Source organism: Oceanicoccus sp. (assembly GCF_029238675.1).
Taxonomy (GTDB): Bacteria; Pseudomonadota; Gammaproteobacteria; order Pseudomonadales; family Dasaniaceae; genus Oceanicoccus.
The window spans coordinates 82564-105029 of record NZ_JAQWFR010000023.1; the positions used below are offsets into that span (position 1 = coordinate 82564).

Consider the following 22466-nt stretch of genomic DNA (forward strand, 5'->3'; position numbering starts at 1 on the left):
CCATGGATTTTAACTTAAGCGAAGATCAACTTACCTTCCAGAGCGCCGCTCGCTCATTTGCCGAGGGCGTATTTGCACCCAATGCAGCGCAGTGGGATGCTGAACATGTGTTTCCCAAAGACGCACTCAAGCAAGCCGGTGAATTGGGTTTTATGGGGATTTATACCCCGGAAGAAGCTGGAGGCCTTGGCCTTGGGCGTTTGGATACCAGTGTTATTGTTGAAGAGTTGGCCAGGGGTTGTACTTCTACAGCCGCCTTTTTAACAATACATAATATGGCCACTAATATGATTGCCCGCTATGGCCAGCCCGGGATTGTTGAGCAGTGGTGTCCGGATTTGGTGCCCGGTGAGAAACTGGCCTCCTATTGTTTGACTGAGCCCGGTTCGGGTTCCGATGCCGCTTCTTTACGGAGTACCGCCAAACGTGATGGTGATAGCTATATTGTTAACGGCAGCAAAATTTTTATCTCTGGTGCCGGTGCGACCGATGTTCTGGTGGTTATGCTACGGACAGGAGATGAGGGTCCAAAAGGTATTTCAGCCTTTGCCATCCCTGCAGACTTGCCCGGTATTGAATACGGCAAGAAAGAAGAAAAAATGGGTTGGAACTCCCAGCCAACTCGGGCCATCAGTTTTGATAATGTCCGTGTACCTGCAGCCAACCTGTTAGGTGTTGAAGGGCAGGGCTTTAATATTGCAATGGAAGGTCTGGACGGTGGCCGTATCAATATTGCTACTTGTTCTATCGGTACCGCCCAGGCTGCATTAGAAGCTGCTACCGCTTATAGCCAGGAGCGCAAACAGTTTGGTCAGTCAATTGCCGGTTTCCAGAATACCCAATTTAAATTAGCCGATATGGCCACAGAATTGGTGGCTGCCCGCCAAATGGTAAGACTTGCTGCCTTTAAACTGGATAACAAAGAAAGTGATGCCACCACATACTGTGCTATGGCCAAGCGCTTTGCTACCGATGTCTGCTTTACTATTTGTAACGATGCCCTGCAACTGCATGGCGGTTACGGTTATATCAAAGAATATCCGCTGGAGCGTTATGTGCGCGATAACCGCGTGCACCAAATTCTGGAAGGAACTAACGAAATCATGCGGGTGATTATTTCTCGCCGTTTACTAATAGAAGGTGCCCTGGAGATTATCCGATGAGTGATGCATTAATTTTAGAAAAGAAAGGCCATATCGCTTTATTAACACTAAACAATCCACCAGCCCATACATGGACGCCAGAAAGTCTGTTAGAGCTGATTGATATTGTTGAAGACCTTAATGCCGACAAAGATAATTATGCACTGGTCATTACCGGTAACGGCGATAAGTTCTTTTCTGCTGGTGCTGACTTAAACCGCTTTGATCATAACGATAAAGCCAAGTCCTTTGATTTTTCCAATGCCTTTGGTCGTTCTTTTGAAACACTAACCAACTATAACGGTGTTTCTATCGCTGCGATCAATGGCTATGCCATGGGTGGTGGTTTGGAAGTGGCTTTGGCTTGTGATGTGCGTATTGCTGATGCACACGCCCAGATGGCTTTGCCTGAAGCTGCCGTTGGCTTGTTACCTTGTGGTTTAGGTAGCCAGCATCTTTCATGGTTGGTGGGCGAGCAATGGGCTAAGCGTATGATTTTGTTAGGCGAGCGTCTTAAAACCGATAAGGCTTTAGACATTGGCCTGATCTCGGAGATTGTGGGAAGCGGTACAGTCGTTGAAAAAGCGCTGGAGCTGGCAGCTAAAGTTGAAGGACAAAGCCCAACCTCAGTCCGTTACTGTAAAGAGTTAATTATGGCAGCCCGTTCACAGCCGTTAAATAGTGCATTCCCCATTGAGCGTGAACAGTTTGTAAAACTGTGGGATAGCGAAGACCAAAAAGAAGGCGTCAGTGCCTTTGTTGAAAAGCGCAAACCTGAGTGGAAAAACCGCTAGGGCGAATAAACCCCGTCATTCCCGCGCAGGTGGGAATGACAATCTAGTTGCCAGCTTGTAAAAAACTATGAGACAGCAGTGGATTAACATCCCCCTTTTTCTTCTATCTATGACAAACGCAAGATCACAGGAAAGACCATGATTTCACCCGTTTTATTTGAAACACTACCTACAGCCAATGGCAAGCAATTTGCCGTAGCTACATTAAATGAAGAGAAAACCCTAAACTCCCTTAGCATCGAAATGGTCGACCTGCTCTCTGCCCAGTTACTGCAATGGCAAGACGATGACCAGATTGTAGCAGTGATGTTGCAGGGCGCCGGCCAAAAAGCTTTTTGTGCCGGCGGCGACGTGCAAAAACTCTATCGCTCAGCGGTAGAAAATCCCGGCGGCCCATGCCAATACGCTGAAGATTTTTTTGGGCGTGAGTATGCATTGGATTACCTGATTCACGACTATAAAAAACCCATGCTCTGCTGGGGACACGGCATCGTGATGGGAGGTGGTCTGGGTTTAATGGCTGGCTGCCGTCACCGCATAGTGACTGAAAAAACTCGAATGGCTATGCCAGAAATTACCATCGCCTTATTCCCCGATGTGGGGGGTAGCTGGTTTTTAAATCGTGCTCCGGGTCGCACGGGTTTGTACCTGGCTTTAACTGCAGGTTCGATGAATGCTACAGATTGCCTGTTTGTAGGTTATGGCGATCACTTTGTAGAACACGAACGTAAAGAGTCTGTTATTCAACAATTACTGGCCCTGGATTGGAGTGCCAATAGTGAGAGTAATTCTGCCGCTATTGATACTTTATTGAGTGCTGTGTCCGCTGACAGTGAAGCTGCTAAGCCGGCAGCCAATATCGAGCCTCACTTCGATATTATCCAGCAGCTGACGGATTACGATAATTTATCAGATATTGTCGATGCTATTAAAAACTACCAGAGTGATGATAAGTGGCTGAATAAAGGTGCTGCAGCGCTGGCTCACGGTTCTGCGCTAAGCGCTTGTAATATTTATCAGGCACTACAACAGGCTAAATCTATGACTCTGGCAGAAGTGTTTCAGTTTGAATTAATACTGGGCACCAATATCGTTCGTCATCCTGAGTTTGCCGAGGGTGTCCGTGCCTTGTTGATTGATAAGGACCAACAGCCTCGTTGGTTGTTTGATACCGTTAACGATGTCCCCTCAAGCCTGCTTGAACAAATGATTACGCCACCCTGGGATACCAATCCATTGGCAAACCTATAGAAATTAATGTTGATCACGCCAGATTAATGGAGAACAGCGATGTCTAAAATTGCATTTATCGGTCTGGGTAATATGGGTGGTCCCATGGCGGCCAACCTGCTTAAGGCCGGCCATAAAGTGACTGTGTTTGATTTAGTACCAGCGGCGGTAAAACAATTAGCTGATACCGGCGCTAGTTCAGCGGATACGGCCGCAGCCGCGGCGGGGGATGCTGATGTGGTGGTGACTATGTTGCCAGCAGGTAAGCATGTTGAAAGAGTGTATATGGGCGACAATGGTTTGCTGGGTGCGGTAAAGCCAGATGCACTATTGTTAGACTCCAGCACCATTGATGCAGCAACGGCACGCAAAGTGGCTGCCGCCGCTAATGAAAAAAATATAGCCGTTATGGATACACCGGTTTCAGGTGGTGTTGCAGCCGCAGCGGCGGGTACGCTCGCCTTTATGTGTGGTGGCTCCGAAGCATCGTTTGCCAAAGCGAAGCCTGTTTTAGCCGCTATGGGTAAAAATATTTTCCACGCCGGTGATCACGGTGCAGGGCAGGTGGCTAAAGTCTGTAACAATATGTTGTTGTCGGTATTAATGGTGGGTACTTCTGAGGCGCTGCGCCTGGGTACCGATAACGGCCTTGATGCTGCCAAACTGTCCGAAATTATGTTGGCCAGCTCCGGTCGTAACTGGACCTTGGAAGTTTACAATCCTTACCCCGGTGTGATGGCAACAGCGCCCGCCAGCAACGATTTTAACCCTGGTTTTATGGTTGACCTGATGTGTAAGGATTTAGGTTTGGCCATGGATACTGCGGTGCAAACTCAATCCGCAACGCCAATGGGAGCTTTAGCCAGAAGCCTTTATACCGCGCATCAATCACAGGGTAATGGCGGCAAAGACTTCTCCAGTATTATCGAGTCATTAGGAAAATCATTAACGAGGTAAGACCATGGATATTTCAGGCAAAGTTGCTATCGTCACCGGTGGTGCATCAGGTTTAGGTCGTGCAACTATTGAAAAGCTGGTGTCCCAGGGGGGCAAAGCGGCTATCTTCGATTTAAACGAAGAAGCGGGTAGTGCATTGGCCGCTGAACTGGGTGATAAGGTTATCTATCAATCTGTGAATGTGGTGGATGAAGCCTCAGTCCAACAGGGTATTGATCATGTAATGGCAACCTTTGGTGCGATTCATATCTGTGTTAATTGTGCTGGCATTGGCCCTGCGGCAAAAACCTTGGGTAAAAAAGGTCCATTCCCATTGGATACTTTTAGTTTAGTAATCAATGTTAACCTGGTAGGTACTTTTAATGTGCTGCGTTTGGCCGCCGAGCAAATGGCAAAGAACGAACCTCTCAACGAAGATGGCAACCGCGGCGTTATTATTAATACCGCATCTGTTGCAGCCTATGAAGGTCAAATCGGCCAGGCAGCCTATAGTGCCAGCAAGGGTGGGGTGGTTGGTATGACCTTACCGATTGCCCGCGATCTTTCTGGCTACGGTATTCGTGTTAATGCCATTGCCCCCGGCTTAATTGATACACCGCTATTTCAAGGCTTTCCACAGGAGTCTATTGATGCACTAAGTAGCAGTGTCTTGTATCCAAAGCGTTTAGGTCGTCCGCAAGAGGTTGCCCAGCTGGCCGCCAGCATTATTGAGAATGATTATATTAACGGCGAATGTATTCGTATGGATGGTGGTATTCGGATGCAGCCTCGTTAAGAGAACACCGCGCCAGCCAATTATTTCAGCATCATCTTTATGGTTTTTTCGGTTTTCTTATTATAGGGCGGAGCCATGCCCGTCATACCGGCGAGGTCAATCTTCGGCTGGCTGTAAATCGCCTTGGCGTGGCTGAAGGCTTTAAAGCCATCAAAGCCGTGATAGCAGCCCATGCCACTTGGGCCAACACCACCAAAGGGTAGGTCTTCTTGTGTTACATGCATTAATACATCATTAATGGTGACACCACCGGTAACGGTATGGTCAAGTACATAGCGCTCTTCTTGCGCGTTAAAACCAAAATAATAAAGGGCTAAAGCACGGGGCTGCTTATTAATAAAGGCAACAGAATCTTTGAAGTCTTTATAAGTTCTAACCGGTAATAACGGGCCAAAAATTTCTTCCTGCATGCATAGTGCATCATCCGGTGCATTAAGAATCAGTGTAGGTGGCATTTTATGGTGTGGCTGCCCCTCAAATGATTCGTTAGCCGGGTTGATTTCAATAATGGTGGCGCCTTTTGCTTTAGCGTCTGCAATATAACTTTGCAGGCGTGAGTAATGACGCTCATTAATAATCGATGTGAAATCTTTATTGTCCAGCAGAGTGGGAACCATGGCAGCCACCGAGGCTTTAAAGCCTTCAATTATCTGGTCCAGTTTTTCTTCTGGGAGGTAGCAGTAGTCCGGTGCCAAACAGATTTGGCCGGCGTTGGTGACCTTGCCCCACATAAGACGATCGCAAGTGAGCTTTAAATCCGCATCGCGGCCAATAACGACCGGTGATTTACCGCCAAGCTCAAGTGTTAGGGGGACCAGGTTTTTGGCAGCTGCTGACATAACATGGCGTGCAACAGAAGTAGCACCGGTAAAGATCAAATGATCAAAAGCTAAACCACTAAAGGCTTGCCCAACTTCAGGGCCGCCGGTAAATACAGCAACTTCACTTTCGTCATAAACTTCTTCAATCATTTCTTTCATTACCTCAGAGGTTGCGGGAGTGAACTCTGAAGGTTTAATCATGGCGCGGTTGCCGGCGCTAAAAGCATTGGCTAAAGGTGCAAAGGTTAAGTTAACGGGAAAGTTCCATGGGCTGATAATACCGATGGTCCCCAGTGGCTGATATTCAACACGTGACCTGGCACCCAGGAAATTAAGCGGAAACATGGTTTTTCTTTTCTCAGTGCGCATCCATTGCTTTACATGTTTCTTTGCATGTTGCATGGGACTTACGCCAGCTGCCACATCAAACATTCTGCTGAACTCGGGTGAGCGGTGACCGAAGTCACTGTTCATGGCTTCTGCTAATTTATCGGTATATTTCACCAGTTGTGCAATCGATCGGTCCATGCGGTCGACACGGGTTGCCAGGCTGACCGCGCCTTCATCAATAAATGCCTGCTTCTGTTTATCGAGTACAGTATTCATTGCTTGGCTAATTTTGACCGCTGGGTCATTTACCGCATTCATATTTCGTTTCTCAGGTTTTTTCGATCAATTTGGTTCGATCATTTTATTTTGAGTGCTACAGCTCGTGAGGCGACTATACCAGATAACACTTATGCCAAATAGGTTGTTCGGTATTAGCCTTTTAGGTTGGGCGTGTTTAAAATGCTTGAAAGTTTAACTAAGGTTAATTCTAGAATAGCTATATAGGTTATTGATAATAAAGGGATTGTCTAGTCTTGATGGTGGTAAGAGGATTAAATTATAACCAAAGTGCTTACTTGATTTTATTGGTGCCCGGGGCCAGTGAAGACTCCTACTAAAGGCACCAATGACACCCTGTACACAAGCAACATCACTACTTTAGCGTCCTCAGGGCTACCGTCAAGAGGCACAAATTGTCTACGCCATTGTCTGCTTGGGTGTACCCCGTCAGCACCATGTGGACCAAATAGCCTGATTGCCTAAGAGATACTTTTCGTTCATCGTTAACCCTAAGAGGACTTAATGATGACAAAGAAACGCAGTGCTGAAAAGACGGTACGAGATATACGCCGCCATACCCGTAAAAAATACTCATCTGAAGAGAAGATTCGCATTGTGCTTGAAGGCTTGCGCGGCGCCAATTAAAAGCCATTGCCGGCTTATCGAAACTTTTTACGAAAAACCTATTCACACCGGCATTAATTGATGCCATCCTACCTGTATAAAAATAAAACAGCATAACTATTATAATTATATGGAGCACTCCCTCATGCTGAAGATAACTCTAGCCCTAGTGGGCATGCCTGTTTTAACTCTCACGAATAACGCCGCTTCGATATTATGCATATTCCAATGCACCATTGAGCCGCTTTGGGAATGGAGAGTTTAATTATGAAAATAATCAAATACTTAAGCTTTGCTGTATTTTCTTTGTTGCTGGCTAATTCCGCCTGGTCTTACGCTTTGATAACTTCAGGTGGCAATCCTGTCAAATGGGGCAGTAGCACTGTTGGTACCGGAGCAAATGTCTCATGGAGCTTAATGCTGGACGATACTTGTCTTGATGGAGGTAGCTGCTCCTCCCTGATCCCTTCGATGCCTGCTGGATTTATTGAAGAAATTGATCGGGCTTTTGATACCTGGGCAGCAGTAGCGGATTTAACTTTTACGCAGTCGACTGAAACCGATGTAGGTCCTTTTATTAGTGGCAAGGGCAATATACGATTGGGGGCGAAAGCTATTGATGGCAATTATAACGTTCTGGCTCATGCTGTAGGCTCAGCCTATGTAATGTCCCCGGTATGGTACGCTACAGAAGTCCATTTTGACTCGGCCGAAAACTGGACTATTGGCAGTGCCGGCGTGGATATCTACAGTATTGCTTTGCATGAAATTGGTCATACCCTTGGTCTGTATCATTCTAATGTCAATGGTAGTGTCATGAAGGCCGCTTTCAACCCAAGTAGTAGCTTTAGTGGCTTGAGTGATGATGATATTGCTGGCATCCAGTACCTCTATGGAGCCAACCCATCGCCTGTACCGCTGCCTCCCAGCGCCGTTTTCTTTGCGTCGGGTTTATTGCTGCTATTAAAGCGTAAAATTCGTTGCAATTAATGACTATATATTCTGGCAAAATAAAATCACTTGAGCACACGCTTAAGTGGTTTTTGTTTTTATGGCTATACGCATTTCTTGTGTTGTCTGGCACTTTTTCAAAAGCATCAGTTGTTGAGATGAGCCCTGAGTCTTTAATTGACTCATCTGATCTTATTATTAACGGTGAGTATATTGGTCAGCAAAAAATCGTTGTTGATGGACGCATACTGTATTTAGGTGTTATTGATGTCAACGCAACTGTTAAAGGCCAGTCTGGACCATTGGTATTTATTTTACGATCTAACCCTAATCTTATTATCAGCGATCAACTTAAGCTCAAGCCAGGTATGGCGGGGCTATGGCTATTACAAAAAGCGCAAGACTCTCAATTGAAACATATCTATCAAGCATATAGTCCCCAGCGTTTTATGACCGGGGACAAGGCGGCTTTGATTATGGATAAACTTCAAAAATAGCACGCCTGTCCAGCACAATGCTGCTATTTATTTGCTTCTTTTTAACCTAGCTACAGCTAAACCGGCAAATCCCGATATAAAGAGATAAATCCCTGCCGGGAGAGGGACTGGACTGGGCATGACAGGCACACTCCCATAACAACCATCGGCAAAGCATAACGCTTCAATATTATTGACAACAATATTGCCTTTATTACTACTAGCGGCGGTTATTTGAGTAGAAATAAGTGATCCATTGACAACAAAGTTATTAAGAGAATAATTACCTCGATTTTTATTGATAAAAACAAGGTCATCCCCTGAGTCACCATTGACGTTTAAAGTGGTATTAGGGTTTGGTATCCAAGCAGTGAATAAACCGAGAGTATCATTGCCGTTGCCCATGTTTTGGTTTCCACCACCCTGAACGCTATTTTTGTCCATCCACATAATGTCATCATTAGTGGTGAAGGCCGTGCAGTTCATGCCGCACCAGGAAACAGTTTCGTTCTCTATAATCCAGCTATCCCAGTTAGAATTATCACTTTGATCGAAGGTGAGGGCATATGCCTTTGTAATAAGAGAGGTGATCAGCAACGCTGATGCTAGTAAACGTAATAGATAGGTATTCATTCCTTCTTCTCCAGGGTCTTTTTTATGGTTTTTATTCTTTACACCATCTTGAGGAGTGGCGTTGATTTTTATTTACAGGTTAAGTGTACATTTTGTATAAAGCCTGTTCAACTGGGTCGGGGTTTTACTATGGCTCAAGTATCTGGGTGATTAGATGTATCTCAGCACATTACCTCGACTATAAGTTGACAATAATCTTTGAATAATGAGTTTTAAAAGAAAAGTTTTGGTGCCCGGGGCCGGACTTGAACCGGCACGACCGTGAAGTCGGGAGATTTTAAGTCTCCTGTGTCTACCAATTCCACCACCCGGGCATATCGAGAGGTTGTTTACCCACGGTGGTAGCCGTGCTGGTTATCCTTATACCTTCTTTCATTTAGCAAGCAATGGAGGCGCGGGTCGGAATCGAACCGGCGTACACTGAGTTGCAGTCAGCTGCATGACCACTCTGCCACCGCGCCTTAAGCTTGCCGTTAAAAATGGAGCGGGAAAGGAGATTCGAACTCCCGACCACCTCGTTGGCAACGAGGAGCTCTACCACTGAGCTATTCCCGCACTATTTCTAGCTCTTCTAAGACAGGGCATGATTGTTCAAACCAGTGGCTGCCAAAAAGAGCGCCTATTCTAATGCTAATGCTTTTAGAGTCAAGAAAAGCCTGTGCTTCTGGTGAAAATACTTGTTTAAGCCTTTGTTTTCGGTCAGTTTTTAAGCTGGGAAAGACAGAAGAGGTGTCGCAAACGTGCCCGGATACAAAAAAGCCCGGCGCAGAGGCCGGGCTTTTATTGAATATGGCGGTGAGAGAGAGATTCGAACTCTCGATACTTGCGTATACACACTTTCCAGGCGTGCTCCTTCAGCCACTCGGACACCTCACCAGTAGGGCTGCTTAACCGATGACAGGCACCGAATTAAGAGGGGCGCTAATGTACTGGAGAATAGGTTTGAAGGCAACTAAATCCTTATTTTAGTTGGCTGTTTTTAAACGCCTTTTTGCTGTCTATTTGCTGGGTATGGTATTCTCAGCGTCCAAATTTAACGCCAGCATTCGAGTCAAGCAAATCAAGCAAATCAAGCAAATCAAAAGAGTATCTTCATGAAGTGTGCCATTGTCCCCGTAACCGCCTATCAACAAAATTGCTCCATTTTAGTTTGTGAAGAGACCAGGAAAGCTGCCGTGGTTGACCCCGGCGGTGATCTGGAGAAGATTGAAAATGCCCTGGAACAGTTGGATGTAGAGCTGGAAAAGGTGTTCTTAACCCACGGCCATATGGATCACTGCGCGATTGCGGATGATGTCCGTCAGAAATACGGGGTTATTATTGAAGGGCCCCATGAGGATGATCGCTTTTGGATAGATAAGTTGCCAGAGTGGTGTGAGATGTCCGGTTTCCCCCACGCTGATGCCTTTGAACCAGATCGCTGGCTGGTAGAGGGGGATACAGTAAAGTTTGGTAATCAAACCTTGCAGGTAAAGCATTGCCCCGGCCATACACCTGGCCATGTGGTGTTATTTCACCCTGGGGTTAAGCTGGCCATTGTCGGCGATGTGTTATTCCAGGGTTCTATTGGCAGAACGGACTTTCCAAAAGGCAATCACGAGGATTTGATTTATTCAATACGGGAAAAGCTCTGGCCTCTGGGTGATGATGTCTCATTTATCCCCGGCCACGGCCCAACCTCTACCTTTGGGCAGGAACGCCAGACCAATGCCTTTGTGGCTGATACACGCTTCGGTTAACAGCTGGGGTTAGCGGTACCGGTAGACTTATTTAACAGTTTCGGCGATGATCTGGCTTTACCTATTTAGGCGTAAATTATTTTACAGGGCACCTATCTGATTACTTATGAGTGATAGTCAAAGTAATAATGTTGTTTCAATCAAGCAGGCCGCCAAGGTTACTGGAAGCTGTGTTCGCGAGGAAATTATTGATGCGTTGGTTGAGGTGATTACCGAGGAAGGTTTTGTTGCCGCCACCAATCGTCGGATCGCCGAACGGGCTAAAGTTTCCGTCGGTACGGTGCAATATCACTTTAGTACCAAGGCTCATTTATTTGAGATTGTATTGCAGCGTTGTCATCAAGAGTTTTTGTTGCTGGTTGCTGACGATGCTCTGTTGTCGGGCAAGCTTGAAAGCCGTGTTAATCTGTTTGTAGTTATGTCCTGGCGTCACTATCAAAGTAAACTTTATTTAGCGACTATTGAAATCCTGATGGCGACCCGTAGCCAGCGTGAGATTGTCTCTCTGGTTGAGCTTACCGAACATCAGGCGGTGGAACAGCGCCGGCGAATTCGCCAGATTTTCCCCGAGTGTCAATTGGATGATAGGGCCCTATCTGAAGTATTAACCTCTACCCATGTATTTCTTACCGGTTTAACGGTAGAAACTCTGCTTAAACCCAAACTGGTTAATATTGGTGGCTATCTACGCCGCTGCACCCGCGCCATGGTTGTTATGTTGAAGGCCCCTGTTTAGCCCTTTCTATTTCTGCTTTTCTATTGAAGAATAAATTGTATAACTTTGGGGAGTAAAACCCTTGAAAAAGTATCTAACGGACGTTGTTTAGCATTTGTTGATTGATTAGTTAATTAGAAAGGAGAGTTGAATGAGCCGAGTGTTGTTCCAACGCTTTTGTTTGGTTTGTGTAATGTCGCTGCTAGCACCCGCTAGCTGGGCGGTACTACCCGCCACCGATAGCGAGGGCAGGCAGTTACCCAGCCTGGCACCCTTACTAAAAAATGTTAACCCCTCAGTAGTCAATATCTCGACTTATACCACCCGCACTATGCGCCAAAATCCTCTGCTCAATGATCCCTTTTTCAGGCGCTTCTTTAATATACCCAAAGGCCAACAGATGCCCCAAAAGCGGCGCACTCAAAGCGCGGGTTCCGGTGTGATCATTGATGCAAAGAAGGGCACCGTAGTGACTAATCATCATGTGGTAGATGGCGCCGATGAAATCTACGTGGGTCTTGAAGACGGTCGTAGCTATAAGGCCAGCTTAATCGGCTCAGACCCTGAAGTGGATATAGCAGTGCTCAAGTTAGAGGAGTTTGAGCATCTGACCCAGCTGGTAATTGCTGACTCAGAGCAATTGCAGGTAGGTGACTTTGTTATTGCTATCGGCAATCCTTTTGGCTTGGGACAGACCGTCACCTCCGGCGTGGTCAGTGCCCTGGGTAGAAGTGGCTTGGGTATTGAGGGTTATTAAAACTTTATCCAAACCGATGCGTCAATTAATCCCGGAAATTCTGGTGGTGCCCTGATTAATTTAAGGGGCGAACTGATTGGTATTAACACAGCAATCCTGGCACCTGCTGGTGGCAATGTAGGTATTGGTTTTGCCATCCCAACTAATATGGCGAAAGCCAGTGTCGACCAGATTTTAGAATATGGCGAAGTGAGAAGAGGGCAGTTGGGCATTATTATTCAGGATCTGACTCACGACCTTGCTGAAGCGTTTGATATTGATAAGCAGCAGCGGGGTGTTCTTATTGCGCAGGTGCAGTCAGAATCAGCGGCGGAGAAGGCGGGACTATTGCCGGGGGATATTGTTGTCAGTGTTGATAGTAAAGCAGTTGAAACCAGTGCGCAGTTGCGCAATGAAATTGGCCGCCGCCGCATTGATGAGAGTTTAATGCTGACGGTGTTACGCGATGGTAAAAGTAAAGTTGTTAAGGCCAGAGTGGGTAAAGTGGTAGGGCGGCAGGCAATCAGTGATGCCATACATCCCTTTTTAGAAGGCGCTACATTACAACTGGCCAGGCAAGGTGGTATTGAGGTGGTAAATATTAAGCAGGGCTCTACCATTGCATCCTCAGGTTTACGCCAGGGTGATGTTATTTTATCCGCTAATCGTCGAGTGGTTTCCAGTCTGGCGGATTTAGAAAAGGCTGCCAGCCTTTCTGATCGCCGTTTGGTATTGCGTATCCGGCGAGGTAATGCTGCTTTTTATCTTGTCTTGCAATAGATAGTTTGAAGTTATAAGTTAACCCGGTACAGAAAGAAGGATTTTAGAGGTGACATTATGAATAGATTTTCTGGAGTTAAAGCTCGATTGGTCAAATTAGCCATGCTCCCAGCGCTGCTGTTAGCGATGGTCAGCTTAACTGCCTGTACTGGAGTTTCAGTCAGTGCAGATTATGACACAGAGCGTGATTTTAACCGTTTAAGTACTTACGCCTGGATGGAGCCAAAGCAAAAACTAGTTATCGACCCCCTGGTTGATAATGACTTGATGAATAAGCGGGTTCGTCGAGCGGTAGAAGGTAAGTTAGCAGCTCTGGGCTTTGTAAAAGCCGAAGGTGAAAAAGGCGCAGACTTTTTTATTACTTACCATGTCAGCGCAGAAACCAAACTTAGCGTAAATAGTTTTCACAGTAACTATGGTTATTATCCTTCCTGCTGGAGAGGCTGTTACGGTTATGGTGCTGGCTTTGGGCGTGATATTACAGTGCGCCAATATAAGCAGGGCACCTTTATGCTGGACGTGATTGAGCCTGCCAGTACAGAGCTTATTTGGCGTGGTGTCGCCGGTAAACGGCTCAATAATGGAACTCCCCAGGAACGAGATACCTACGTGGATGAAATGGTTGCTGCGATATTGGCAAAGTTTCCTCCACAGCCTGCCATGTAGTTGATAGGTAGTTGATAGGCGGTTGATAGGCGGTTGGTAAGAAGTTGATAGGCTGGCGATTTATTGACCGATGATGCAAAAAATGCGCTTGCAAGGGCCGCTAAATTTAAGCACAATACGCGGCCTTTGAAGCAGGGCTCTAGCCTTGAGCCATTAAGATGATGTTTCAAAGATGTTATGGTGGTCCTTCCGGTCCTCTCGCAACGTTAGGTAGCAAACCCCGCCAGGCCCGGAAGGGAGCAACGGTAGTTATCAAAACGTGTGCCGGGATGTGGCTGGTTGGACTGCCACCCAATTTCCCCTCTGTTTACGATGCTCAAGCTAAATAAGATTTAACCCACTAAACGCGTTTTGGTCTCTTTCAACAAGCTGCCGGTTAGCATTTCAATTTCAGTTAACATCTCAGGTTCCAGTGAATGCAAAAATGCATCGTACTGCCTGCAAATGCTGGTGTTATCGGAACGATTGCAATAACGAATCAGGGATTTCATTTCTTCGCCATTTCTTAAGCGATATTTCTTTTTTGTTATCCCTGTTACCACCAAGCCCAATCTATAAAGATGAAAAATACTGTTTTGAGAGAAAATAAGTTTCATAAGACGCTCCTTTGATCCGTGTTAGGGGTAGTGATTATGCATATAAAATATACTGCCCCCTAGTCATAAACCGGCTTGGCAAAGTTTATTTTTATTTGTGTGGGGCCTGTCACGCGATGTTTGTGATCAGGTAGGGTTGTATTTTTAAACTTACTTTAAATGAAACAGTTGTATATTGTTGGTGGCACAACTTAAGCCTGCTATTGCAATATAAGCATTGCTTTGATCGGGAAAAGTTATGCTGGTTATGTTGTCATTCCAGTAGTCAGCTTGATGATGGCTGATTAATATTGATTGATGGTTGGCTTTAGCGATCAGTGCATGCGGATATTTGTCCTGGATTGCTGCAGCGGTAAATTCTCTGCTAATAATTTTAGCGATTACCAGAATCTTACTCTGTGACGTTCTTTCAATGCTTGTGATGACGGCTAGAACGCTTTCATCTGTTGTTGTTTCTTTTTTGTCATCCTCGCTTGCAGTCTTTATTGTTTTAATAAATTGCACAAGGCGGCCTATATCCATGGGTACGCCTAATTTGCATTCGATGGTTTGTAAGTGGATAGCCTTATCGTCTTCCATTGCGCACTGCCAGGTGCTTTTACTGGCGGTGGGTTTTTCCGGCAAGTTGCCGACAGGTTGGCCCGGTTGCAGAGGCCCTTTTTGTTGTAGCGCATACGCATAGTGGTTATAGCCGATGATATCGTCTATGCCGCTATAGGCTTTAAGGTCAATAGCTCTATAAAGGGTATAACTTGGTCTAGTGATGCCGGATTCTATGTTTCTAATACTGAGATTAAGTGCACTCAGCATAGGCAGTGTGTTTTCAATAGGGCTATCTGCTAAAGCTGGTGAGCTATGCTTGTTGCGACGATTCATTCGCAATTTCAGTGCTTCAACATAGTCTTTTTTCACTCGGTTGAAAAAGGCCTGGATGAAAATATAAACAGTGTCGGATTTCGCTTGAAGCTCGGTCTCGTTACTTATAAATAGGGCTGTAGTACTGGTGTCATGTTTAATAGCGAGTAGCTGTTGAGAAGGAGTTATAGCCGGTAAGCGCGAGCTGATGGCTAATGGTATTGTGCGGATCAGTGCATAATGCTGGTTTAGGTAAGCATGCATTAATCGCTGTTGAGCTGTGGAAATGCTTAGGTAATCCAGTACGCCAAATAACTGGTAGTGAGTGAATAATCGATTAATCGTTGTTGTTTTAGCTAAGGAGTAGGCATGTCGCTTAATGGTGAGCTGCTGGGGTTCATAGTGAGATAGTACGTGGTAAAGTTTATTAACTGTTTTTATTGAGGCAGCTGAAACTCGTGCGTGTAATGCAACAGACAATAGTTGCTCCATGGTCAGGCAGTCAATTAATGTAAAGGCGACTTGATTGGCCAGTTTGCGTTGCGGGCCATAAACCACATTAGCGGATTCATAAAGGTCGGCATAGATCTGTTTATAACCGGTAATTAAGTGTTTGAGGCTATTGAGTGAGCCGTCTACCATAGAAGCTCGTTTCTCATCATCATAAATGGAAGGTTTGCGTTCGATCATTGCGATAAGGGATTTGGCCTTCTCGCTAAGTGCTGGGAAATAGCTGTCGAGTAGCGCTAAGCGTTTGCTATTGGATAAGGGGGTTTTGGAAAGCTTGGCAAGGTCTTGTTCAGCTTTGGCAAAAAGGTTGCTAAGGGGTTTGCCTTTGGTATTAAAAAGTTTTTCAACTTTTTTTGGAGTGATTGTGTTGCCGCAGTCTTTTTTGCTTTTTAAGCTTGGCAGAATAAATTCCAGAGCCAGTTTTCTTTCAGGTAAAGTGCGCCCAAGGTATTCGTCGAGCTCGGCTTTGGATTGATCCATTTTAGCCAGAACCTTTTGCGATAGGGCCTTACCCTTGGCTTTTAATGTTGCTGTGATAATGGAAAGCTTGCTGCCATCCATATCGGACATCGGCTTTGGCTGTAAAGCCGTTTCTGTTTCACCTTCGGCATGTGCTTCCTCTTGAGCAATGGTTACTACAATCTGTTCCAGAGTCTGCTCAAAGACCTTTGATTTATCGGTCTCGCTAATGGTTTTACGGGCAGGGGAGTCGTTAAGCCTGTTATTGATAATGCCCAGCTTTTTGGGGCTTTCTGTTTCACTGGGGCTAAATGTCCCCGCCACTGATTGCTCGCTTAGCAGCTTGGAAAAGTCTCTGGTGGTGATGACTTCGGCTTTTTCAATCTTAGGCTCTGCAATCTCAGCTTCTTTGCGGTTAACAGCTTGCGGATCATTTCTTTCGTCTTCAGCTTGGTTTAAAGCTGAATCTAATGCACTCTCATCGACAAAGAGGGCGTCAGCGTATTCGTCTTTGGTTTCTATGGTAATTTCATAGTCTGAGTAATCTTTGATGGGCACTGAGGCAGCCGCTTCTAACAAGCCTTGTTTATCTTCGCTATTCTCTTCATAGCCCTTTGACGTTACGGCTTTGGGCTTTGGTTTTTGCTTGTCGCTCATGATTATAAATAGTCAGCACTTGATCCAATTAGGCTCCTTTAAATATAGCAATGAATCCCTGTTTATGTTGTTTTTAAGTATGATGTTTTGAGGGTTATGCGCTTTTGTGAGAGCTGGTTCGATGGGGTTTGTGTTGTGCGTCACAAAGGATTGATTTTGCTACATATATGGCAGGAAGCTGGTTTGCGCTAAGCCTTAAGAGGACTTGCCTTTTTTTCGATTTTTCTTTCTGGCCGCTTTTTTGGCCTCTTTTTCCGCGATAAGTTGTTTGACAATAACCGTTTCACGCTCGGTTTCTTCCGGGTTTTCCAGTGTAATGCGGCCCAGGGTTCCCGATCTTAATTCATTCAGCAGAATGGTTGATATTTTTTCAAGATCGACTTTTCCCCCAGCTCGTAAGCAGCCACGTTTTTTCCCGATTAATTCTAAAAAATCCAGTTCAGTCGTAGGGAGTTCGTCCAACTGATAGCGAGCCATTAGTAATGAAGGGTAGTGCTTAAGCAAAAAATCAGCTGCAAAAAAAGCCACATCATCATAGCTCATGGCAGTATCTTTAATAGCCCCTGTTGTAGCCAGCCGATAGCTGCCTTTTTCACTTTCTACCTTGGGCCAAAGCATTCCCGGGGTATCAAATAGCATAATGCCATTTCTAAGATTAATGCGCTGCTGACCTTTGGTAACAGCGGGCTCATTACCGGTTTTAGCTATAGTTTTGCCAGCCAGGGTGTTTATCAGAGTTGATTTCCCAACATTGGGAATCCCCATTATCATCACATGAATATCGTTGTGCCCTTGGTCTTTTCCTGGCAGCATTTTACGGCAGAGGTCGATAAGGCCCTGGGTTTTTTCAGGTTGCTCAGTGGTTAGTGCAAGGGCTTTAACACCTTTTTTCTTATCCAGATAGTCAATCCATTGTTGGGTCATCACGGGGTCGGCCAGGTCACTCTTGGTGAGGACTTTGATGCAGGGCTTGTCACCACGCAGTTTTGCGATCATGGGGTTTTCGCTGCTAAAGGGAATTCTGGCGTCTAGCACCTCAATAATAAGGTGGATTTGCGGCAGGATTTCTTCAACCTGCTTGCGTGCCTTGTTCATATGGCCGGGAAACCATTGAATACTCATTGTGACTTTCTCATTGTTATTGTGTGGGTATTATCAAGCAGAAGCTCTGCGTATATTATCAAGATTAAATTCATCGCAAAACTGTTCCAATTCTGATGATGGCAATGGACGGCTGAAGTAATACCCCTGGCCATAATCGCAACCACAGGATTCCAGGAATTGCAGTTGCTCTTCGGTTTCTACACCTTCGGCTACCACTTCATAGTTTAACTTATGAGCCATGGCGATAACCGCGGCAGTTATTTCCATATCTTCTTTATCAGCCGGGATATCCATAACAAAAGAACGATCAACTTTGACAATATTAACGGGCAGTCGTTTTAAGTAGCCCAGTGAGGAGTAACCGGTACCAAAGTCGTCAATGGAGATTAATATGCCCAGGGCTTTCAATGCTTCCAATTTTTTCAATGCATCTTCAAGGTTTTCCATTAATACGGTTTCAGTAAGTTCAACTTCAAACTGGCCGGGCTTTAGCTGGTAGCGTTTAAGGTTGGACTGGATGAAGTGGATAAGTTCATCGTCCTGGAATTGGAGCACCGACAGGTTGACCGTCATGACGACATCTTCATCGATTAAGCCGCTATCACACATTGAACGAAGTTGTTGGCAGGCCTCAGAGATAACCCAGCGCCCCAGCGGAATAATAAGCCCCGTCTCTTCTGCGGCAGGAATGAATTCCAGGGGGCTTACAAAGCCGCGCTCCTGGTTCTGCCAGCGTATTAAGGCTTCAAAACCCGTTAGGCGGCCGTCTGTTATATTAATTTGCGGCTGGTATACCAGGTGGAACTCTCTGGCATCCAGAGCCAGGCGTAAATCCTGAATTAACTGTAGGTGGTTGATCAGCTGGGTATTCATTTCTGAAGTAAAGAACTGGTAATTGTTACGACCCTGGTCTTTTGCCCGGTAGAGTGCAAGGTCGGCGTTTTTGATCAAGTCTTCTGCAGTATCGCTATTTTCAGGTGCCATGGCTATGCCGGCGCTGGCGGTAATTCTGATCTCGGTTTCGTTAAGTGTAATAGAGGACTTTAAGGTCTCAATAATTTTCTTGGCAACCTGGGATGCCGCCAGCGAACTGCTGATACCCGGTAAAATAATAGCGAACTCATCGCCACCCAATCTGGCAACGGTGTCGCTGGCGCGTACACACTGCTGTAGTCGTTCGGCGATTATGGTGAGTAGGGCATCACCAGAGTCATGGCCTAACGAGTCATTAACATTTTTAAAATTATCGAGGTCAAGCAATATAAGCCCAAGGCAATGACCTTCACGTTTTAGGTTGCTAATCACATGTTCCAGGCGATTTCTAAATAAACGTCGATTGGCCAGGCCTGTCAGAGTGTCGTAGAAAGCCATTTGCTCAAGTTGAACCTGGGCATTTTTGATCTCAGTAATATCGTTGATAGTGCCCAGATACCCCAGTACTTCTGCATCGTTACTGGTGAGTAGGCCTACGTGGCCACTAATCCACTTAATGGTGCCATTTTGCAAGCGGCAGTTGATATTGATGGCCTGATTGTTGGAGAGCATTGAGCGCCAGCTATTCTCTATCAGTGCCTTATCATCTTTGTGAATCACAGATAGCCAGCTATTTTCGATTATCGCGTTATTGGAAAGTCCGGTTATATGTGACAGCTCATCATTGGCGTAGACAGTATTGCCTTCGGTATCCAGTTGGAAGATACCCACTTTGGATGAGGCGCTAATTAAGCGAAATTTTTCTTCACTCTCCCGCAGTTCGACATCTTCCTGTTCTATAACATCTAGCATAAGGTTAAACGAATCTACTACGCGGCCCACTTCATCATTGTGTTGTTTGTTTGCTCGGCGTGAATAGTCTTCTTCTTCCGCTATGGATTGTGCAGTTAATCCCAAGGCATGGAGTGGGCCTGATATCCAGCGTGAAAAAATTTTCGATAGCCAAAATGCAATAAACACAGCAAACATGGACGCGATAATCATCACGTAAACATAGTTGGTTTGCCGGTCTTGTAGTTCTTCGGTGTTGGATCGTAGATAGATATAGCCGATGATGCTGCTGTCCAACAAGATAGGCTGGACCAGCTCAACATATTGATGGTTTGCTGAGTCTATCAGGAGCGCGTTGGTGGGCGCATAGTTGGGGCAGTTAACGGCATCGTTGGGGTAGGTTGCCAGGCGTGTGGTAGCGCCGGGTTCCAGCGCGTTGTCATCCACTTTGTAAATGCAGGCAGCAACAACAGCTTTTTGAAGCGAGAGGCTCTTAAGGTTGTTGTTAGCGAGTTCCAGGTCATCAAAGACGATAGCAGCTGAACTTCGGTTGCCGATTACCGAGGCCAGTACTACTAATTCATTTTTTAGAATCTCTTCAAAGTTGTAGCGATCGTAAAAAATGATAGCAATCATAGCTACAACCAAACTGACCAGGCTAATAATGACACAAAACAGTGTCAGCTTTTTTGCTATAGGTAAATCCCTGAATGACTGCGAAGAAATAGGCATGGTTATCGGTTCTGCTTATGTAACTATTTTGGCAATTTCAAGCAAATTGCCACTGATCTCAAAGCCAAGCTGTTTTGCCTTGGTCAGATTGATCTGGAATTGAACATTGTTATTGGCAACCACAAGGCTGATAAGGCCGCCATCGGTGAGGAATGATTGGTTTTCTCCTACAGTCAATATGGATTGATCACTTTGTTCGATCAGCTGGATCTCATCGGCGTGAGCATTAGGGATAAAGAGTATATGACAATTTGACCTGTCGTCGTCGGCCTTAAGATAGTTGATTGTTATTTCGCGACCTTTGGCCTTTCTTGAGGATAGCTTATTAAGGTGGCCATCAAAGGGATTGGCGCGATAGACGCAGATATTAGTGGTGGTAGATGATAATAATTTGGAAGCTGGCCAGTTTATAAATTTGATCAGGTTGTAGAGATAGGCAGCCTTGATTTTGTATTCTCGGGAGACGACATCATCACTTGCCAAAGCGGATGTCGGTATAAATGCCACCAAGTATAGATAGCAGGTTATGAATGTGCTTGGCTTATACATGATGTCTTGAGTGCCTATACCTGTCCATAGCTATTATTCATTATAATTCAATAAGTTACTGGCGATAGCTGCCAAAATACATAGTTTTATCCGGTAGATAAAGTAACAAGCAATTAAGGCTTATCGTATTGGTCGGCATTACTCGTTTATTGAGCGCATAATGCGTTCAGGTAGCTTTTAGTCATTATAAAAAACTAAGTTTAGCTAACTCTGACTTATTTGCTTGGTTTCTTGCTATAAATGAACAATATTTCACTCTTTCTAAGATCCCATAAAAAATGATATGACCTTAAAAATTTACTCTTTAGTTATAAATTCTAAAATCTTTTCCGCCTGATCTTTGCCGTCCTTGTAACCCAGGTTAATGAGGTGCTGGCAGAACTTAGGCGTAAATAGTAAATAGCTTGAAATATTGACGCCGCCGCTACTGGCGCCACCGCCGCTAACCCTTAAAAATGTTTTAATACTAGTGGGTAGCTCTTTAAAGTGTTCGTCGGCCAGGGCGTCAATATCTTCTGAAGGTGAAATAACATGAATATCAACAGGGCGTAAGGTCCTGCCTTCCTGATTAGTGATCTCACTGTTACTAATATTCAGTAATTGGTTCATTTGTTCCAGCAACTCAATATCGGTTTCCAGGCTATCCACAAAGGCGCTATTTAGCAGGTGCCCGATGACCTGGCCAAAGGCCGGGGAGTGGATACGACTATAGGGTCGGTCGTAATTTCGTTTGTGGCCTGTGGTGCTGATAATTAATACTTTTTTTGCACCCAGATGCAGAGCAGGGCTAATGGGGGCTAGTTGTCTTAAGGCACCGTCGCCATAGTAGTTTCGACCAATGCGTTGTGGTGGGAAAATAGTGGGGATGGCCGTTGATGCCAGTAAATGCCGTAATTGCAAGGGGGTTGGAATGCCTTGCCGACGCCAGCGCTGCCAGTCTGCATTCTCGGGCCCGCCCTGGTAAAAGCTCACTGAGACTGTTTCGGTATAGTTCATGGCGGTTACACATACTGCAGAGAGTTTGCCATCTTTGATGTTGCGGCCAATACCTGAGAAATCTATTTTATCCCTTAGAAATTGTTTTAAAGGGGCATTATCCAACAGCGCTACAGGGCGACCAATGGCGATACCGGAATTAAATAACGATGCCAGAAGCCGCCAGGCATTACGAAAAATGCCTGACCAGTCACTGCGATAGACATGTTCTGTGCCTAGTGATAACCAGAGTTGTTCCAGCCAGGCACAACTCTGGTGGAAGGTTTGCTCTCTACTGGCAATGGCCACAGCATTCAGTGCGCCGGCGGAAGTTCCACAGAAAATGGGGAAAGGGTGGTCGTATTGGTCACGGGTGATTTCTGCAAGTGCTTTCAGTACACCGACTTGATAAGCGGCCCGAGCGCCGCCACCGGGCATGATTAACGCCGTACCGGTATTGGCAACCAGCGGTGTGCTGCCGGAGTCTTCTTTGGTTTGATTCATAGGTATGGGTTCTTAGGTATGGTTTCTGAGGTATGGTTTCTTAGGTGTAGTTATTACTGTATTTTTTATATGGTACTTGCAGTTTAACGGCATATTGCTTATTTTCCAGCTTT

The 22466-nt window shown here is 45.5% G+C and carries 20 protein-coding genes, 4 tRNA genes, 1 other RNA gene and 1 pseudogene; 14 read left to right on the forward strand and 12 right to left on the reverse strand.

The genetic code is table 11. The annotated features are described in order from the left end of the window. Window positions 1-2 precede the first annotated feature (2 nt). From P8H32_RS07720 to P8H32_RS07740, 5 genes are all read left to right on the forward strand, one after another. Window positions 3-1163, forward strand: coding sequence for an acyl-CoA dehydrogenase family protein (locus P8H32_RS07720; RefSeq protein ID WP_301089059.1), 1161 nt, complete (start codon window positions 3-5; stop codon window positions 1161-1163). Next, complete coding sequence (locus tag P8H32_RS07725; RefSeq protein WP_297293087.1) at window positions 1160-1936, forward strand: enoyl-CoA hydratase; 777 nt, start codon at window positions 1160-1162, stop codon at window positions 1934-1936. Before P8H32_RS07720 ends, P8H32_RS07725 begins: the two co-directional genes overlap by 4 nt. Before the next feature lie 138 nt (window positions 1937-2074). Next, window positions 2075-3187 (forward strand): enoyl-CoA hydratase/isomerase family protein, encoded by a 1113-nt coding sequence (locus P8H32_RS07730; RefSeq protein WP_297293088.1) that lies wholly within the window; start codon window positions 2075-2077, stop codon window positions 3185-3187. 39 nt (window positions 3188-3226) lie between these two features. Continuing rightward, window positions 3227-4123, forward strand: a complete 897-nt coding sequence (gene mmsB / locus P8H32_RS07735) for a 3-hydroxyisobutyrate dehydrogenase (protein WP_301089060.1) — start codon at window positions 3227-3229, stop codon at window positions 4121-4123. A 4-nt stretch (window positions 4124-4127) separates the two neighbouring features. After that, on the forward strand, window positions 4128-4898 hold the full coding sequence (locus tag P8H32_RS07740) for a 3-hydroxyacyl-CoA dehydrogenase (protein WP_297293090.1): 771 nt from the start codon (window positions 4128-4130) through the stop codon (window positions 4896-4898). A gap of 20 nt (window positions 4899-4918) precedes the next feature. Here the strand turns inward: P8H32_RS07740 and P8H32_RS07745 are convergent, their stop codons facing one another. Then, the gene (locus P8H32_RS07745) at window positions 4919-6367 is read right to left on the reverse strand and encodes a coniferyl aldehyde dehydrogenase (protein ID WP_301089062.1); all 1449 of its coding nucleotides are present in this window, start codon (window positions 6365-6367) and stop codon (window positions 4919-4921) included. 483 nt (window positions 6368-6850) lie between these two features. Here P8H32_RS07745 and P8H32_RS07750 point away from each other — a divergent pair, with 483 nt between their 5' ends. The 3 genes from P8H32_RS07750 to P8H32_RS07760 all read left to right on the forward strand — a co-directional run bounded on the left by P8H32_RS07750 (window position 6851) and on the right by P8H32_RS07760 (window position 8400). Beyond that, window positions 6851-6973 carry a hypothetical protein gene (locus tag P8H32_RS07750; protein WP_301089117.1) on the forward strand — a complete coding sequence of 41 codons (123 nt, stop codon included), beginning with the start codon at window positions 6851-6853 and terminating at the stop codon, window positions 6971-6973. A 246-nt stretch (window positions 6974-7219) separates the two neighbouring features. Further along, window positions 7220-7942: a matrixin family metalloprotease gene (locus P8H32_RS07755; RefSeq protein WP_301089064.1), complete on the forward strand. Its 723-nt coding sequence runs from the start codon at window positions 7220-7222 to the stop codon at window positions 7940-7942. Next, window positions 7942-8400 carry a hypothetical protein gene (locus P8H32_RS07760; RefSeq protein ID WP_301089066.1) on the forward strand — a complete coding sequence of 153 codons (459 nt, stop codon included), beginning with the start codon at window positions 7942-7944 and terminating at the stop codon, window positions 8398-8400. The genes P8H32_RS07755 and P8H32_RS07760 overlap by 1 nt, the downstream gene beginning before the upstream one ends. 27 nt (window positions 8401-8427) lie before the next feature. On the opposite strand, the gene P8H32_RS07765 is transcribed toward P8H32_RS07760, so the two are convergent. The 5 genes from P8H32_RS07765 to P8H32_RS07785 form a co-directional block, all read right to left on the reverse strand. Then, window positions 8428-9012 carry a VPLPA-CTERM sorting domain-containing protein gene (locus P8H32_RS07765; RefSeq protein ID WP_301089067.1) on the reverse strand — a complete coding sequence of 195 codons (585 nt, stop codon included), beginning with the start codon at window positions 9010-9012 and terminating at the stop codon, window positions 8428-8430. A 227-nt stretch (window positions 9013-9239) separates the two neighbouring features. Further along, window positions 9240-9326: transfer RNA gene (locus tag P8H32_RS07770), tRNA-Leu, on the reverse strand. Between the two features lie 73 nt (window positions 9327-9399). Beyond that, window positions 9400-9473 (reverse strand) — tRNA-Cys (locus P8H32_RS07775). Window positions 9474-9492: 19 nt separating this feature from the next. Beyond that, window positions 9493-9567 (reverse strand) — tRNA-Gly (locus P8H32_RS07780). A 235-nt stretch (window positions 9568-9802) separates the two neighbouring features. Continuing rightward, window positions 9803-9888: transfer RNA gene (locus tag P8H32_RS07785), tRNA-Ser, on the reverse strand. Between the two features lie 218 nt (window positions 9889-10106). On the opposite strand from P8H32_RS07785, the gene P8H32_RS07790 reads away from it, so the two are divergent. The 6 genes and pseudogenes from P8H32_RS07790 (at window position 10107) to ffs (ending at window position 13932) form a co-directional block, all read left to right on the forward strand. Continuing rightward, window positions 10107-10751 carry an MBL fold metallo-hydrolase gene (locus P8H32_RS07790; protein WP_301089069.1) on the forward strand — a complete coding sequence of 215 codons (645 nt, stop codon included), beginning with the start codon at window positions 10107-10109 and terminating at the stop codon, window positions 10749-10751. A 106-nt stretch (window positions 10752-10857) separates the two neighbouring features. Further along, window positions 10858-11487 carry a TetR/AcrR family transcriptional regulator gene (locus P8H32_RS07795; RefSeq protein ID WP_297292609.1) on the forward strand — a complete coding sequence of 210 codons (630 nt, stop codon included), beginning with the start codon at window positions 10858-10860 and terminating at the stop codon, window positions 11485-11487. Window positions 11488-11866: 379 nt separating this feature from the next. Next, window positions 11867-12367, forward strand: a pseudogene (locus P8H32_RS11155) (trypsin-like peptidase domain-containing protein); the annotation flags it as partial. A 3-nt stretch (window positions 12368-12370) separates the two neighbouring features. Next, window positions 12371-12982: a PDZ domain-containing protein gene (locus P8H32_RS07810; protein WP_301089073.1), complete on the forward strand. Its 612-nt coding sequence runs from the start codon at window positions 12371-12373 to the stop codon at window positions 12980-12982. 57 nt (window positions 12983-13039) lie between these two features. Next, entirely contained in the window at window positions 13040-13648 is a 609-nt protein-coding gene (locus P8H32_RS07815; protein WP_297292851.1) for a DUF4136 domain-containing protein, read from the forward strand. 187 nt (window positions 13649-13835) lie between these two features. After that, window positions 13836-13932: signal recognition particle sRNA small type (gene ffs, locus P8H32_RS07820), an RNA gene on the forward strand. A gap of 48 nt (window positions 13933-13980) precedes the next feature. Here ffs and P8H32_RS07825 read toward each other — a convergent pair. The 6 genes from P8H32_RS07825 to P8H32_RS07850 form a co-directional block, all read right to left on the reverse strand. Continuing rightward, the gene (locus P8H32_RS07825; RefSeq protein ID WP_297292850.1) at window positions 13981-14244 is read right to left on the reverse strand and encodes a hypothetical protein; all 264 of its coding nucleotides are present in this window, start codon (window positions 14242-14244) and stop codon (window positions 13981-13983) included. A gap of 150 nt (window positions 14245-14394) precedes the next feature. Further along, window positions 14395-16725 carry a hypothetical protein gene (locus P8H32_RS07830; protein WP_301089074.1) on the reverse strand — a complete coding sequence of 777 codons (2331 nt, stop codon included), beginning with the start codon at window positions 16723-16725 and terminating at the stop codon, window positions 14395-14397. 195 nt (window positions 16726-16920) lie between these two features. After that, window positions 16921-17847: a ribosome biogenesis GTPase YlqF gene (ylqF, locus tag P8H32_RS07835; RefSeq protein WP_301089076.1), complete on the reverse strand. Its 927-nt coding sequence runs from the start codon at window positions 17845-17847 to the stop codon at window positions 16921-16923. A 33-nt stretch (window positions 17848-17880) separates the two neighbouring features. Further along, a complete protein-coding gene (locus tag P8H32_RS07840; RefSeq protein ID WP_301089078.1) occupies window positions 17881-20325 on the reverse strand; it encodes an EAL domain-containing protein in 2445 nt (814 codons plus the stop codon). A gap of 15 nt (window positions 20326-20340) precedes the next feature. Continuing rightward, window positions 20341-20808: a YfiR family protein gene (locus P8H32_RS07845; RefSeq protein ID WP_301089079.1), complete on the reverse strand. Its 468-nt coding sequence runs from the start codon at window positions 20806-20808 to the stop codon at window positions 20341-20343. A 363-nt stretch (window positions 20809-21171) separates the two neighbouring features. Continuing rightward, the gene (locus P8H32_RS07850) at window positions 21172-22353 is read right to left on the reverse strand and encodes a patatin-like phospholipase family protein (RefSeq protein WP_297292733.1); all 1182 of its coding nucleotides are present in this window, start codon (window positions 22351-22353) and stop codon (window positions 21172-21174) included. Window positions 22354-22466 lie beyond the last annotated feature (113 nt).